Below are 13969 nucleotides of genomic sequence, written 5' to 3' on the forward strand. Positions count from 1 at the left end.
GATGATCTGCTCTTCGGAAAAACGCTTCTTCACGTCCAATCTCCTTGGGGTAGGGAATTGGACTCCAAACTGAGGTGCTACTCAAAATTGGGGGGACGTCGCCCAGGCGCTTACTGCGCTGGAACAGGCACTGCCCTTGGCGCCGGACGGGTCCCGCTACGCCTACCTCAACCCGTTTCGCTGCCCGCATTGTTCCGAGCCTTACATCGACTTTGAGGCGAACCCGGGGTTGCGGCAGAACGAGTACTACGGGAATTACTTCGCCGGTTCCACGCTGTTGCCCTACGTCCCTGAGCCTGTTTAGCGTCAGTGAGCTGAGCCATGTCGCTTCAGCCGGTTCGCGTGCCTACTGTGGGATGCTTGCTCCGCGCTAAAATCAAATGATGAGCGCTAGATTTCTTCTGATTGCCCTGCTGCTTGGTACCTCTGCATCGGCGCAGGATGTTTCGCCGGCCACGCCGCGTGAAGTTGGTGAGCTTTTCAAGGTCCTTGCGCAATCCAATTGCGAGTTCTCGCGCAATGGGTCGTGGTACGCGGCGCCGAAAGCCAGCGAGCATTTGCAACGCAAGTACGCGTACCTGCAGAAGAAGGGGCTGGTGACCTCCACCGAGTCATTCATCGAACTTGCCGCCACCAAGAGCAGCATGTCGGGCACGCCATATCAGGTGCGTTGTGGCAGCGCTGCGCCGGTATCCAGCCAATCCTGGTTCACTGGCAAGCTGCGAGAGTTGCGCAAGTAATCGGCAGGCGTCGGCATCAGGCCTGCGCTGCAGCATCTGCGTTGCAGGCTCGCCTGCTGTAGGCGCTGGCAACTACTACTGGATCGCTTCTGTGGACCGGCCGGCTGAAATCGCTGGTTGCATCGATCGGCGCTGGAAAGGCCGGCGTCGGCACCGGCGATCGGGCAAGATCAGCCGCGGCACTATCGCGCGCCAACGAGAGGCCAGCGTTGATCAGGCAACGCGTAGCCTCTGCACGACAGCAGCGCGGCCATCGAAGCCATCCGCCACAAACGCACTCACCGCATCTTGCAGCTGCGCGGCATGGTCACCCATGGCGCGCGCGGCGGCGCTGGCGTCCTGCATGCGGGTGACGCCGTCGCGCATGTCGGCGTCAACGCCGGTAAGGGTGTGATGCACCTGCGCGATGCTGCCGGCTTCCTGTTGCGAGGCCGCCGCGATCTTGCTGAGCGTGCTGCTGACCTGGCCGATGGTGGCGACGATGTGCTGCATGCCTTCGCCTGCGTGGCGGACTTGTTGCACACCCGCTTGCATCTGCGTGACCGATTCGCCGATGAGTGTCTTGATCTGGCTGGCCGCAGTGGACGAGCGTAGCGCCAGCGCGCGCACTTCGCTGGCGACGACCGCAAAGCCGCGGCCTTCATCGCCAGCGAGTGCAGCTTCGACGGCGGCATTCAGAGCCAGGATATTGGTCTGGAAGGCGATGCTGTCGATGACCGAGACGATGTCCTGGATGCGAAGCGAGGCCTGCTCCATCTGCTGCATGGTGCCCATCGCCTGCTGCATGGTGTGGCCACCGCTGCGTGCGGCCTCGGATGCGGCAGCGGTAAGTTTGTCGGCGTCTGCGGCCTGCGCGGTGTGCTGCTGCATGGTGCCGAGCACGGCCTGCACCTGGGTGGCGGTGCGGCCCAAGGTGGCCGACTGCCGCTGCACTTGCTGCTCCAACGCACCGTTGCGGGTGAGGATGTGGCCGGCAGCGTCATTGATGGCGGTACTGGAGCTGCGAATCTGCGCAATGATGCGGGCGAGTTCGTCGGCGGTGGCATTGGCATCGCGCTTCATCTGTTCGAACACGCCGTCGCACTGGCGATCGATGCGTTGCGAGAGATCGCCGCGCGACATTGCGGCCAGCATCTGGCGCATGTCCTGCAGGCTGTCGTCGGTGATGGCGAGAAATTGATTGACGCCATCGGCCAGCTGGCCGAGCGTGCCGCCCTTGGCGTGGCCCTGCAGACGAGCGCCGAGCTCGCCACGCGTGGCGTGTGCAATGACGGTGGCCAACTGTTCTTCCAGCGCCAGCTCCTGGGTGCGGTCTTGCCACTCCACCACCACGCCCAGCGAGGCGCCGTCGTGATCGCGGACGGGGGTGATGTTTTCCTGCAGCTGCAACGCTGCCAGCGCGCGCGTTCTGCTGGTGCCGGCGTCATGCCGCAACTGCACGGCATCGGCAAGCGCGGCGTGCAGCACGGTGCTGTCGACCTGCGTGCTCAGTTGCTGGAACGATTGATTGCGGTAGATGGCGGTGCCCTGCCCGTCGACGATGGCCACGGCCATGGCCGACGCATCCAGGGCCAGACGGATGCGTCGGTTTTCCAATAGCAGGTGCTGTTGCTGTGCGATGCGCTCTTCCACCTGCACGCTCATGCGCACCAGCGCCTGCGCCAGCGAGCCGCTGCGGAAGGTCTGCCGCAGGATCGCCGGCGGCAAGGTGGCGCCGGCTGCCAGCGTGTCGGCCAGTTCGGCCAGCGCTTCGGCTTCGTGATCGAGCGCATCGACCTGGCGCCGCAACTGGACCGCCATGACGCAGACGAAGGCGGTTTCCACGATCACATAGCCGGCGTGCAATACCACGATGCCGAAGCCGCTGCCCACGGTGAACGCCTGCACCGGCATGCCGCGCGATTGCAGCCAATAGAAGGCCAGGTGATGCACGGCGATGGCGCCGGCGGCGACCACCACCGGCAGCCAGTCGCGGTAATAGAGCAGCAGCGCCAGGATCACGAAGACGCCGAAGTGCATTTCCACCAGGCCATGCGCTTGCTGGATGGTGGCCGCGACCAGGGCCATCAGCACCAGCGCGTTGGTAATGCGGGTCAGGCGCGTGCCGGGGTTGGCGTGCACTTGCCAGGCCATCAGCACCAGGCTGGGCAGCGTCACGGCCAGGAACGTGGTCCATTGGCCCTGGCTCCACGCCAGTGCCAGCGAGCCGGCACCTTGCAGCACGGCAAGCCACAGAAACAGACGGTCGGCCTTGATCGCCAGGCGCGTGGCATAGTTGGAGCTCGGTGGCACCGATGCGGGCAGTTCCATCATGACAGCGACTCCACGGCACATGGACAAGGGAAGGCCAACGCGGCACTCGGGGTACGCGCCAGTACGCTGGGAAGCCAGCGCGACCAATCCGCCGCGCCGGCCGTGCCGCACACGGCACCGCCATCGGCTGGGCCGGCGTAGCGCGGTTGGCCGTCAGCACCGAGCAACCACACCGAATAGCCGCTACCGCGCAGTGCGGGGCTGTCGAGCAGGCGCACCTGGCCGCCGCGGGCCCGCACTGCGCTGCTGAGCATGGCCCAGGCGCGATCGCTCGCCAGATCCGCGCAGGCGCAGGCACCTGCGACGCCGATCAGCATCGGCCCCGGCTGGGCCGCTGGCAGGCTGGCCTGGACCTGCGCCCAGGCGCTGGCCAGATCGCCTGCGTGCGCGCGTGGCGTTGTCCACGCCACCGCGACCCAGCCACACCACAGCGCGAGCAGGGCGGCGCCCAGGGTGCGTCGGGATGCAGGAGAGATGCTGCCGAACAAGGGCATGGCGCAGTTTCGCGAGAGAAGGTGAGCCCTTATCGGATGCGGCCTGCTGCGCTTGAGGCGGCTTACGATTGAAATTTGCGATGGCGGCGATAGCCAAGGACGTTTTTATTGCGGGGCAAGGGTCTATGAGCTACCGGCACTAGTTGCACGCCGCGCTGCGTTTAGCCAAACCGGGGTATTTGTGAGTGCGCCTTCACGTTTGCGGTGGCAAGGGATGGCGGGCATCGTGTCGCCGGCGACACGATGCCCCCACGCGCTGACCGGCGTTGGTCAACGGCTGGGAAAGCGGCATCGGAAACTTGCAAGAGGTAGCAGAGGCTGCCCAGCGCAAGCTCATCGATCGCCGGGCCGCCTATCCAGCACACCAGCCAGTGGTTGTTGCGCTGTCAGCCCGGCGACCGGTAATCGACCGGGCGCCTAGCGCATCTGTGCACTTGAGGCGTCCCGGCGTGCGCGCTCCACCCCAGACACGGCTGCGCCTACGCTATCGCTTCTTCGGGGTCCATTGCCACGAGCGCCTGTTGCGCGCGGTCGAAGCGCTCGCGGGCGGCGCGGATGCTGGCGTGGTGTTCGCCGGCCCAGTTGAGCAATTGCGAGACCGGGCCGAGCAGCGCGATGCCCAGCTTGGACAACGCATATTCCACGCTCGGCGGTTTGGTGGCGTAGACCTTGCGGGTGATCATGCCGTTGCGCTCGAGGTTGCGCAGGGTCTGGGTCAGCATGCGCTTGGAGATGTCCGGCACGGCGCGCTGGATGGCGCTGAACCGCGACGGCCCGGGGATCAGCGTCAACAGGATCAGCAAGGTCCACTTGTCACCGATCTGGTCGAGCACATCGCGCACGGGGCACTTGGTAGCGTCGAAGGGACCTTCAAGAGAAGGCGGCGGCGGGAACAAGGCAATCGCATTCACGGGGTATCTCTCGGTAACCAGGAGGAGGAAAACTGCCTCCTTGCGGAGGCCCGGGCGGCGCTGACACTATGCTGGCGGACAACACGGTCTAAATAGTAGACCAAATCTCTTATACAACCCTATCGGAGCACACCATGCCATCTGCATCCCCCCTGATTCTTGTCACTGGCGCCAGCGGACAGCTGGGTGCACTGGTTGTCGAAGCGCTGCTTGAACGCGTGCCCGCCAGCCGCATCGTAGCAACGGCCCGCGATACCGCGTCACTTGCCGAGTTCGCAAAACGCGACATCGCGGTGCGTCGGGCCGACTATGCAGACCCGCAGAGCCTGGATGCGGCGTTTGCCGGCGTTGGCCGGGTGTTGCTGGTGTCGTCCAACGCGGTGGGCGCGCGCGTGCCGCAGCATCGCAATGTGATCGAGGCGGCCAAGCGCGCCGGGGTGGACCTGCTTGCCTACACCAGCGTGTTGCATGCCGAGACCAGCACGCTGTCGCTGGCCGACGAGCACGTGGCCACCGAAGCCCTGCTGCGCGAGAGCGGCGTGCCGCATGTGCTGCTGCGCAACGGCTGGTACACCGAGAACTACACCGGCTCGATCGCGGCAGAAGTGGAGCACGGCGCGGTGATCGGCAGCTCCGGCGAGGGCAGGATCAGCGCCGCCACGCGTGCCGACTATGCAGCGGCAGCGGCAGCGGTGCTGGCCTCGGAGGCGCCGCAGGCCGGGCAGGTGTACGAACTGGCCGGCGATACCGCCTTCAGCATGGCCGAGTATGCCGCCGAAGTGGCACAGCAGTCGGGCAAGCCGGTGGCCTACCACGACCTGCCGGAAGCCGATTACGCGGCGGCGCTGGTGCAGATCGGCCTGCCGGCCGGCTTCGCCCAGGTACTGGCGCAGTGCTCTGCGTCCTCACGCGGTGGCAGCCTGTTCGATGACAGCCACACCCTGAACCGGCTGATCGGCCGCCCCACCACTCCGCTGCGCGATGCCGTGGCGGCGGCGCTGGCCGCACGCTGAGCAGCACCCGACGCCTTGCCCGCGCGGCAGGGCGTCGCTGCCGGCACGCGCCCACGCGCCTGATCGCGCCTGGATGATCGGAGGCGGCCCCGCCCGCCTCGGCATCCATCAGCAGTCGATAAGCGTCCCGCCACGACAGACTCGGCACGCGGCACGTAGTGGGTGGGTGTGGTGGATGCGCCTGCGTCGGCTGATACATCTTGGCGTGCTCGGTCGCGCATCCGGCAAGCGGGCCAGGCGTGGTGCTGTGGCGCGCGCCAATCGACCCCGCGCGCTCCGGCGGCCCGGTCCTACGGCCCGCATCTGCGCAGACGCACCCGCCTTGCAGCCGTCGCGCAATTGCCATCGCGCGGACACGCGGCTGACACAAGGCCCCGGGCCGCTGGCTCCGGCGATGTCACCAAACTGACATCAAATCTAAATATAACTGTTCGCCATTGCCGCACCGTCAGGGATGACCGGGCGCCCTGGTGGGCACGTCGGCGCCGTGTTTGCCGCCCCCCGCAGGGGCGCACCGGCCCACATTGCCGCCGACCCGTTTCCCCTTGCACGAGCCGGACCAATGAAAAAACGCAATCTCGCCACCGTCCTGTGCGCGCTCAGCGCGACCGCCAGCGGCAGCACGCTGGCCGCCGAGCTGGAGCTCTACGTCGACCGCAAGACCAAGCAGATCTTCGCCGAGCCGGCGCCGGGCCGCGACAAGCTGGGCAAGTTCGTGCAGGTGGACGAGAACGGCAAGCTGCCGGCGTCGGCGATGCCCGCCGCCCCCGCACAGCCGCTGCCGCCTGCGCCGGGCGTCACCATGCCAGCCGACACTGCCGTTGCCCAGGCTGCCCCGGTCCCGGCGCCCGCACCGGCCAAGGCCAGCGATGCCGGCAAGAAGTGGTACGACAAGCTCAGCCTGCGTGGCTACACCCAGATCCGCTACAACCAGGGCATCGGTGGCGACGCGCAGGACCTGCGTGCGCCGGGCGACCGCTTCATCGGCAACGACCAGAGCCTGGGCATCCGGCGCGCGCGCCTGGTGCTCAGCGGCGATCTCAACGAGCACGTGTCGCTGTATTTCCAGCCGGACTTTGCGAGCACGCCGGCCGGCACCAACACCACCAACTTCGCGCAGCTGCGCGATGCCTACGCCGACATCTTCTTCGACAAGAAGCGCGAGTACCGCGTACGTGTAGGCCAGTCGAAGATGCCGTACGGCTGGGAAAACCTGCAGTCCAGCCAGAACCGCCTCACCCTGGACCGCGCCGACGCGCTCAACTCCGGCCTGCGCGACGAACGTGATATCGGTGCGGTGTTCTATTACAGCCCCACCGTGGCCAAGGGCCGCTTCCAGGACCTGATCAAATCCGGGCTGAAGGGCTCGGGCGACTACGGCGTGCTGGGCGCAGGCGTGTACAACGGCCAGGGCGCCAACCGCGCCGAGCGTAACGACAGCATGCATGCGGTGGTGCATGCCACCTACCCGTTCAAGTTCGCCAACGGGCAGTACCTGGAAGTGGGCGCCGATGCGTATAGCGGGCGCTTTGTGCCGACCGCGGCGGCAGTGAACATCGGCGGGCGCAACTTCACTCCGGCCATCACCGACCCCAACGGCTACACCGACCAGCGCGTGGCCGCGCATGTCATCTACTACCCGCAGCCGTTCGGTCTGCAAGCCGAGTGGACGGTGGGACGCGGCCCGGAACTGGATGTGGAACAGCGCCGCATCCGCACCCGCTCGCTGAGCGGCGGCTACGTGCAGGCGATGTACAAGCACGATGGCAACTACGGCACCTTGCTGCCCTACCTCAAATGGCAGACCTACCGTGGCGGCTCCAAGTTCGACACCAACGCCCCGCGCATGCGCCTGGACGAAGTGGAAGCCGGTATCGAGTGGCAGCCGATGGACGCGCTGGAGCTGGTGTTCGCCTATTCGAAGATGAAGCGCACCGACGTCACCACCGCGCCGTACCCGGTGGTGGAAGGCGATCTGCTGCGGCTGCAGTTGCAGGTCAATTACTGATCCCTGCAACGTGATGGAAAACGAAAAAGCCCCTGCTTGCGGGGGCTTTTTTGTGCCGCTGGTCCCTAAGCCGACAACTCTCCGCGCACGATCTGCGCGCCTGCGCTAAGCGCACTGAGTTTGCCGCGTGCGACATGCCGGGCGAGCGGCGCCATGCCGCAGTTGGTGGACGGGTAGAGCTTGTCGGCATCGACGAACCGCAGCGCCTTGCGCAAGGTCTCGGCCACTTCCTGCGGCGTTTCGATCGTGGTGCTTGCCACGTCGATGGCGCCGACCATCACCTTCTTGCCGCGCACCAGTTCGATCAGATCGATCGGCACGTGCGAGTTGTGGCACTCCAGCGAAATGATGTCGAGCGAGGATGTCTGCAGCTTGGGAAACGACTCCTCGTACTGGCGCCACTCCGAGCCCAGGGTCTGCTTCCAGTCGGTATTGGCCTTGATGCCGTAGCCATAGCAGATGTGCACGGCAGTCTCGCAGGTGAGCCCTTCCACCGCACGCTCCAGGGTGGCGACACCCCAGTCGTTGACCTCGTCGAAGAACACATTGAAGGCTGGCTCGTCGAACTGGATGATGTCCACGCCGGCCGCTTCCAGTTCCCTGGCTTCCTGGTTGAGGATCTTGGCAAATTCCCAGGCCAGTTTTTCGCGGCTCTTGTAGTGCGCGTCAAAGAGCGTATCGATCATGGTCATGGGACCCGGCAGCGCCCACTTGATGGGCTGGCGGGTTTGCTGGCGCAGGAATCTGGCATCGTCCACGAATACGGACTTGGGCCGGCTCACCGCGCCAACCACGGTCGGCACGCTCGCGTCGTAGCGGTCGCGAATCCTGACCGTTTCGCGCTTCTGGAAATCGACACCGCTGAGGTGTTCGATGAAGGTGGTGACGAAATGCTGGCGGGTCTGTTCGCCATCGCTCACGATGTCGATGCCGGCGTGCTGCTGTTCCTGCAGCGACAGGCGCAAGGCGTCCTGCTTGCCTTCGATCAGTGCGTCGTCCTGCAGTTTCCAGGGCGACCAGAGTGTTTCCGGCTGTGCCAGCCAGGACGGCTTAGGCAGGCTACCGGCGGTTGAAGTGGGGAGCAGCTTCGTCATGATGTTGGTGTCTTGTAGGCGTGGTGATCAGGAGGCGTGGCGGGAGGCCCATTGCGCGAGCAGGTTGCCGTAGGGCTGGATGAAGTGCTCCTGGGTAAACCTGCCCTGAGTCACGGCGAGCCGGCTGCGTTCTTCGCGGTCGTAGACGATCTGGGTGGACGAATAATCCTGGTGTTTCAGGCTGGGCTGATAGATCGCCCCTGCTGCGGAATTGGCGTTGTAGATTTCCGGCCGGTAGATCTTCTGGAAGGTTTCCATCGTGCTGATGGTGCCGATCAGCTCCAGGTTGCCGTAGTCGCTCAGCAGGTCGCCGACAAAGTAGAACGCCAAGGGCGCGACGCTGCCGGGCGGCATGAAATAGCGCACCTTCAGGCCCATTTTCGCGAAATACCGGTCCGTCAACGAACCCTCGTCCTGGCTGTATTCGATGCCCAGGATGGGGTGCTGGTTTCCGGTGCGGTGGTAGGTCCTGCTGCTGGAGACGCTGATGCAGATGACCGGTGGCTTGTCGAAGCGCGCGGTGTAGGCATCCGAGTGCAGGAACTGCTTGAACAGCGTGCCGTGCAGGCTGCCGAAATCCTCCGGGATGGCGAAGCCGGTGGCGTCCTGATTGTGTGCGGGCAGCAGGATGCTGAAATCGTAGTCGCGTACGTAGGACGAAAAATTGTTGCCCGCAATGCCGTCGATATGCGCGCCGGTGTGTTGGTCGACGATGGTGGGCTTCAAGATCTCGATCAACGGAAACGCATCGCCCGCTGCGTTGCTGTCGATGTGCATCTCCGCAGAGATGATCTCCAGCGCGACACAATAGCGGTCACGCGTGGGGTTGTCCCAGTGCGCCAGGTCGTTGAAGCGGTTGTTGATCATCGCCAATGTGTTGCGCAGGTTCTCCCGACGACGCTCGCCTCTGGCCAGGTTGGCGAAGTTGGTGGTGTTGCGCGTGTTGGCCGCGGGTTGATAGTCCTCGTCGAAGCGGAGGCTCTTGATGGTGAAGGTGAATTGCTGAGTCATTGCAACTGACGCCTTGATTCGTTGGATGAGACGCGCGCCCTGCGGCGCAGCGGTGGGTGTCGGATGGCTGCGCCCGGCCTGTGGATGTGCGGGCGGGCGCCAATGGCTCCTGCCGCAGATGACCCGCCGTAGAGCGGACGCGGCTCAGGCGGCAGCCACCGTGGTTGCAGCGCCGGGGCTTGCGGACTGCGTCAGTGCGATCAGTGGCAGTGCGCGCTGCACCGCCAGGCTGGCGCGCTCGGCCAGCGCCTCGTTGTGCACGCGGTAATCCAGAAAGTCGCGGTCGGTGGCGTAGACGCCCAGCGGCAACGTGCGTGCCTGGAAGAAACTGAAAAGCGGCCGCAGTTGGTGGTCGATCACCAGCGCGTGGCGTTCGCTGCCGCCGGTGGCCGCCAGCAGCACCGGGGTGTCGACCAGGGCATCCTGGTGGATGAAATCGAAGAAATGCTTGAACAGCCCGGTAAACGAGCCGCGATACACCGGCGTGGCCACCACCAGCACGTCGGCCTGCTCCACGGCGGCAAGTTCCTGCTCTACCGTGTCATGCAGCTGCGAGCGCCACAGCGCGCCGGCAAAGTGCGGTGCCAGGGCGCCGAGTTCGACCACATGCTGCTCGCACGGCACCGCTTCGCCGATCAGGGCCATCAGGTGTTGCGCCAGGGCAGCGGCCTTGGAGGGACGTTGCAGGCCACCGGAGACGGCAACGACGCGGAGCGGATGTGGCGGATGTGCAGTCATGTGGGGTGACCTGAGCAGTGGGAGGCGCGTGGCGCCGTCGGAGGGGGCCGCCCGTGAAGACATCTGGTTGCAGGCGTGTTCCGAAGCGGGCGAACGACGACGATCCCGATGCTAGGGGTCGCATTCAATGAAGTAAAATGGTGTTATTTCAACAATCCATGAATTCGGATCATCTGAATGCTTGAACGCATCCATCTCACCATCGTCCAGCAGGTCGAGCAGCAAGGTTCATTGACCGCAGCGGCGGGCGTGCTGAACCTGACCCAGTCTGCGCTGAGCCACAGCATGAAAAAGCTGGAGCAGCAGTTGGGCACCGACATCTGGCTGCGCGAAGGGCGCAGCCTGCGCCTGACCCAGGCAGGCCAGTACCTGCTGGCGGTGGCGAACCGGGTGCTGCCGCAGCTGGATCTGGCCGAAGAGCGCCTGGGGCAGTTTGCGCAGGGCGAACGCGGTGCGCTGCGCATCGGCATGGAGTGCCATCCGTGCTACCAGTGGCTGCTCAAGCTGGTGGCGCCGTATCTGGCCACCTGGCCGGACGTGGATGTGGATGTGAAGCAGAAGTTCCAGTTCGGCGGCATCGGCGCGCTGTTCGGCTACGAGATCGATCTGCTGGTCACGCCGGACCCGTTGTTCAAACCCGGGCTGCGGTTCGAACCGGTGTTCGACTACGAGCAGGTGCTGGTCGTGGCCAAGGGTCATGCCTTGGCGTCGGCGGCCTACGTCAAACCGCAGCAGCTGACCCGCGAGGTGCTCATCAGCTACCCGGTAGACCTGGAGCGGCTGGACATCTACAGCCAGTTCCTGCTGCCGGCCGGTGTCACGCCGCGGCGCCACAAGGCCATCGAAACCACCGACATCATGATGCAGATGGTGGCCAGCGGCCGCGGCGTGGCCGCCATGCCGCGCTGGCTGGTGGAGGAATACGCGGCCAGGATGGCCGTGGTGCCGGTGCGGCTGGGTGCGCGCGGCATCCCCAAGCAGATCTACCTGGGCGCACGCGAGGCCGATATCGCCGTCGACTATCTGCGCGCCTTTATCGAACTGGCGCGCCAGCCTGCCAATGCCACCGCTGACGCACCGGCGGCCACCTGATGCGCGCCACTGGCCTGTGCACGCCACCTGGGTTGCCCGGCGGCCACGTGCTGCATTGGTGCAGCGCGCCGCACTCTGGTGCGTTGATGAAGGTCATGCCGATACCCGGCCTTTTGTCATCAGTGCGGACATGCCTGCGCCACTCCATCAAAGAACGGAACGCCTGTTGATGCATCCAGCCACGCCCAGGCCCGCCAGCACACTCACCGATGCCTATTCGCTGGAGGTGGGCGCACACGATATTGCCGCGTTGTCTGCGGTGGCACCGCGGATCGTGCCTGGCACCCTCATTGCCATCCCGTCGCTGCCCGGCCAGGACGACGCCACGCGGCTGGCTGCCGCACAGCGGGTGCGCGGGCTTGGCTTTGCGCCCATGCCCCACCTGTCCGCGCGTCGCATCGCCTCGCTGGACGCGCTGCAGGCCTTTGTCAGGCGCGCCGTCGATGACGCCGGCGTTGCGCACTGCCTGGTGGTTGCAGGCGATCCGTCGTTACCGCTCGGGCCGTATCCGGACAGCCTGGCGCTGATCGCGACAGGCGTATTCGGGCGCGCGGGCATCAAGACCATCGCCGTGGCGGGACATCCGGAAGGACATCCGGCCATGCAGGCAGACGATCGATGGACGGTGCTGCAACGCAAGTGTCGTAGCATCGCCGAGCGCGGCATGGCACCCCTGATCGTCACCCAGTTCGCATTCGATGCCGACCTGGTGCTGACCTGGTTGAACGCGCTGCGCGCGCATGGCATCGAAGCTCCGGTACGCGTGGGCGTGCCTGGTCCTGCCGGCGTCGCGGTACTTGCGCGCTATGCCGCACGCTGCGGTGTGGGCGCAAGCGCAGCGATGCTGTCCAAGTACGGCATCTCGCTCGGCAAGCTGTTGGGGACCGCAGGGCCGGACCACTTTGTCGATCGCCTCGCGGCAGGTCTGACGCCAGCGCACGGCGATGTGCGCCTGCACATGTTTCCGTTCGGCGGCATCGCACGGTCGCTCGCGTGGGCCGAGCACTACCGCTCCCGCACGGCGCTTGCCGCGGCCACCGATCTGCCGACGACCTAAACAGAGGGTGCCCGCCCACCGGTGCCGCGCACGCTCGCCGGTTCGGCGCTCAGCAGCCGGCCTGGGCGGCAGATCGATAGGCAAAAACAGTGCGAACGTGGGCGTGTCCGCGACCGGAATCACAGAACGTACTATTTGATTCTGGTGTTTTTCTGCTGCACGCGTGAGGTGTTGCAGCGCACAGCAGGCTTGTCATACGCGCGGGGTATAACCATCGGCGAGTCGCGGCGAGGGGGCGCTGCATCCGATGCCATTGCTGCGCGCGATGGCATTGCATCCGCAACGTCCAAGGAGAGATGTCGCCATGCCCAAGCCCTCGTTGTTGTCCGTGATGTGCACCCTGTCGCTGGTCTCGCTGCCGCTGGCGGCGGCCGAGCTGCAACCCAAACTGCTTGCCGGCCCACCGGAGGAATTCGCGCAGATGCGCGTGCCCGATCCGGCCGAATCGGCGATCCTGTCCAAGAGCGCCTTGCTGCCGGTGGAGCTGGCACCGGCCGGTAACGCCGCACGCTGGCAGGGCACGCTGCCGGTGGAAAACGGCCACCTGCGTTTCATGGTGCTGGCGGGCGACCAGGCATGGGACGCCGCCGTGGCGGCACCACGTGTTGCCGGCGAACGCGCCGCTGCCGCGCCGCAACTGCAGGCACAGCGCACATTGCTGGGCACGGCGGACAACGGCACCACCGGCATGCGCTACGCGGTGGACGCCGCGCAGAATGGCAACTGGTCATTGACCCTGCAATCGGCCTCGCCGGTGGCGCAGCGCGGGTATGTGCTGATGGAAGGCGATGCACGCACGCAGCTGGCCTCGTACCCGCGTGACCGCCAGCAGCTGGTGGGCAAGTCGCTGACGCTCAATGCGATGCTCAGCGGCAGCGATGCACGTGGCACCACCTTGCTCGCCGGCCAGGCGGGGCGGATCGACGACGCCAGCCTGCGGGTGATCGATCCGCAAGGCACGGTGCGCGTCCTGCCGATGGCCGACGACGGCGCGCACAATGATGGCGCTGCGGGCGACGGCGTGTATGGCGGGAGCTTCCAGCCAGGCCGCGAGGGCACCTGGATTGCGCAGGTCATCGTGCGCGGCCACGATCAGGCCGGGCAGCCGTTCGTGCGGACCAGCGAGCACGTGATGCCGGTGCTGGATACCTCGCTGCGCCTGCTGGGCAATGCGCTCAGCGCACGCGCGACCGACGGTACCCGGCTGACCCTGGCATTGCCGGTGGCGGCACGCGGCAATGCACCGTCGCACTATCGCGTGTTCGGCCAGGTCTGGGGCACCGATGCCAAGGGCAAGGACGTGCCGGTGGCGTGGATCGGCGGCATGCTCACGCCGCAACAAGGGCAGCTGCCGCTGAGCCTGGACGAGCGCTGGATCGCACGCGCGGGTGCGCGCGCACCGTTCTCGCTGCGTGGGCTGCGCATCGAAGACCCGGACCATTACATCCCCTTGGTGCAGGCCGGCAGCTTGCCGTTGCAGCTGCCCGCATTGCGGCGC

12 protein-coding genes are annotated in these 13969 nt (G+C 65.9%); 6 read left to right on the top strand and 6 right to left on the bottom strand.

What is annotated here, in order from left to right; genetic code table 11:
• The first annotated feature begins 383 nt into the window (after positions 1–383).
• Positions 384–740, top strand: a complete 357-nt coding sequence (locus OZ10_RS15035; RefSeq protein WP_039415011.1) for a YfeK family protein — start codon at positions 384–386, stop codon at positions 738–740.
• A gap of 213 nt (positions 741–953) precedes the next feature.
• On the opposite strand, the gene OZ10_RS15040 is transcribed toward OZ10_RS15035, so the two are convergent.
• The 3 genes from OZ10_RS15040 to OZ10_RS15050 all read right to left on the bottom strand — a co-directional run bounded on the left by OZ10_RS15040 (position 954) and on the right by OZ10_RS15050 (position 4458).
• Positions 954–3053 (bottom strand): methyl-accepting chemotaxis protein, encoded by a 2100-nt coding sequence (locus OZ10_RS15040; protein WP_236726981.1) that lies wholly within the window; start codon positions 3051–3053, stop codon positions 954–956.
• Positions 3050–3547 (bottom strand): hypothetical protein, encoded by a 498-nt coding sequence (locus OZ10_RS15045; RefSeq protein ID WP_039414997.1) that lies wholly within the window; start codon positions 3545–3547, stop codon positions 3050–3052. Before OZ10_RS15045 ends, OZ10_RS15040 begins: the two co-directional genes overlap by 4 nt.
• Before the next feature lie 479 nt (positions 3548–4026).
• Positions 4027–4458, bottom strand: coding sequence for a winged helix-turn-helix transcriptional regulator (locus OZ10_RS15050; RefSeq protein WP_039415000.1), 432 nt, complete (start codon positions 4456–4458; stop codon positions 4027–4029).
• A gap of 134 nt (positions 4459–4592) precedes the next feature.
• Between OZ10_RS15050 and OZ10_RS15055 the strand changes: the two genes are divergently transcribed.
• Together OZ10_RS15055 and OZ10_RS15060 are read left to right on the top strand one after the other, a co-directional pair.
• Positions 4593–5471, top strand: coding sequence for an SDR family oxidoreductase (locus OZ10_RS15055; protein WP_039565689.1), 879 nt, complete (start codon positions 4593–4595; stop codon positions 5469–5471).
• A gap of 562 nt (positions 5472–6033) precedes the next feature.
• Positions 6034–7479, top strand: coding sequence for an OprO/OprP family phosphate-selective porin (locus OZ10_RS15060; protein WP_039565692.1), 1446 nt, complete (start codon positions 6034–6036; stop codon positions 7477–7479).
• A gap of 65 nt (positions 7480–7544) precedes the next feature.
• Here the strand turns inward: OZ10_RS15060 and OZ10_RS15065 are convergent, their stop codons facing one another.
• From OZ10_RS15065 to msuE, 3 genes are all read right to left on the bottom strand, one after another.
• Positions 7545–8573: a methionine synthase gene (locus tag OZ10_RS15065; protein ID WP_039565694.1), complete on the bottom strand. Its 1029-nt coding sequence runs from the start codon at positions 8571–8573 to the stop codon at positions 7545–7547.
• A gap of 27 nt (positions 8574–8600) precedes the next feature.
• Positions 8601–9584, bottom strand: a complete 984-nt coding sequence (locus OZ10_RS15070) for a DUF1852 domain-containing protein (protein ID WP_039565697.1) — start codon at positions 9582–9584, stop codon at positions 8601–8603.
• A gap of 144 nt (positions 9585–9728) precedes the next feature.
• Positions 9729–10322, bottom strand: a complete 594-nt coding sequence (gene msuE, locus OZ10_RS15075) for an FMN reductase (RefSeq protein WP_039565698.1) — start codon at positions 10320–10322, stop codon at positions 9729–9731.
• A 177-nt stretch (positions 10323–10499) separates the two neighbouring features.
• Here msuE and OZ10_RS15080 point away from each other — a divergent pair, with 177 nt between their 5' ends.
• The 3 genes from OZ10_RS15080 to OZ10_RS15090 all read left to right on the top strand — a co-directional run.
• Positions 10500–11414 (top strand): LysR family transcriptional regulator, encoded by a 915-nt coding sequence (locus OZ10_RS15080; protein WP_039565700.1) that lies wholly within the window; start codon positions 10500–10502, stop codon positions 11412–11414.
• Positions 11415–11580: 166 nt separating this feature from the next.
• Complete coding sequence (locus OZ10_RS15085) at positions 11581–12471, top strand: methylenetetrahydrofolate reductase (RefSeq protein ID WP_039411013.1); 891 nt, start codon at positions 11581–11583, stop codon at positions 12469–12471.
• A 304-nt stretch (positions 12472–12775) separates the two neighbouring features.
• Positions 12776–13969: choice-of-anchor X domain-containing protein (locus OZ10_RS15090; protein ID WP_039565703.1), on the top strand; the 1194-nt coding region annotated here is incomplete at its 3' end.

It is taken from the genome of Xanthomonas cannabis pv. cannabis, assembly GCF_000802365.1.
Taxonomy (GTDB): domain Bacteria; phylum Pseudomonadota; class Gammaproteobacteria; order Xanthomonadales; family Xanthomonadaceae; genus Xanthomonas; species Xanthomonas cannabis.

Coding starts and splice junctions, on each gene's coding strand:
- OZ10_RS15040 (WP_236726981.1), bottom strand. CDS start 3,053: ATGATGGAACTGCCCGCATCGGTGCCACCGAGCTCCAACTATGCCACG.
- OZ10_RS15045 (WP_039414997.1), bottom strand. CDS start 3,547: ATGCCCTTGTTCGGCAGCATCTCTCCTGCATCCCGACGCACCCTGGGC.
- OZ10_RS15065 (WP_039565694.1), bottom strand. CDS start 8,573: ATGACGAAGCTGCTCCCCACTTCAACCGCCGGTAGCCTGCCTAAGCCG.
- OZ10_RS15055 (WP_039565689.1), top strand. CDS start 4,593: ATGCCATCTGCATCCCCCCTGATTCTTGTCACTGGCGCCAGCGGACAG.
- msuE (WP_039565698.1), bottom strand. CDS start 10,322: ATGACTGCACATCCGCCACATCCGCTCCGCGTCGTTGCCGTCTCCGGT.
- OZ10_RS15035 (WP_039415011.1), top strand. CDS start 384: ATGAGCGCTAGATTTCTTCTGATTGCCCTGCTGCTTGGTACCTCTGCA.
- OZ10_RS15080 (WP_039565700.1), top strand. CDS start 10,500: ATGCTTGAACGCATCCATCTCACCATCGTCCAGCAGGTCGAGCAGCAA.
- OZ10_RS15070 (WP_039565697.1), bottom strand. CDS start 9,584: ATGACTCAGCAATTCACCTTCACCATCAAGAGCCTCCGCTTCGACGAG.
- OZ10_RS15060 (WP_039565692.1), top strand. CDS start 6,034: ATGAAAAAACGCAATCTCGCCACCGTCCTGTGCGCGCTCAGCGCGACC.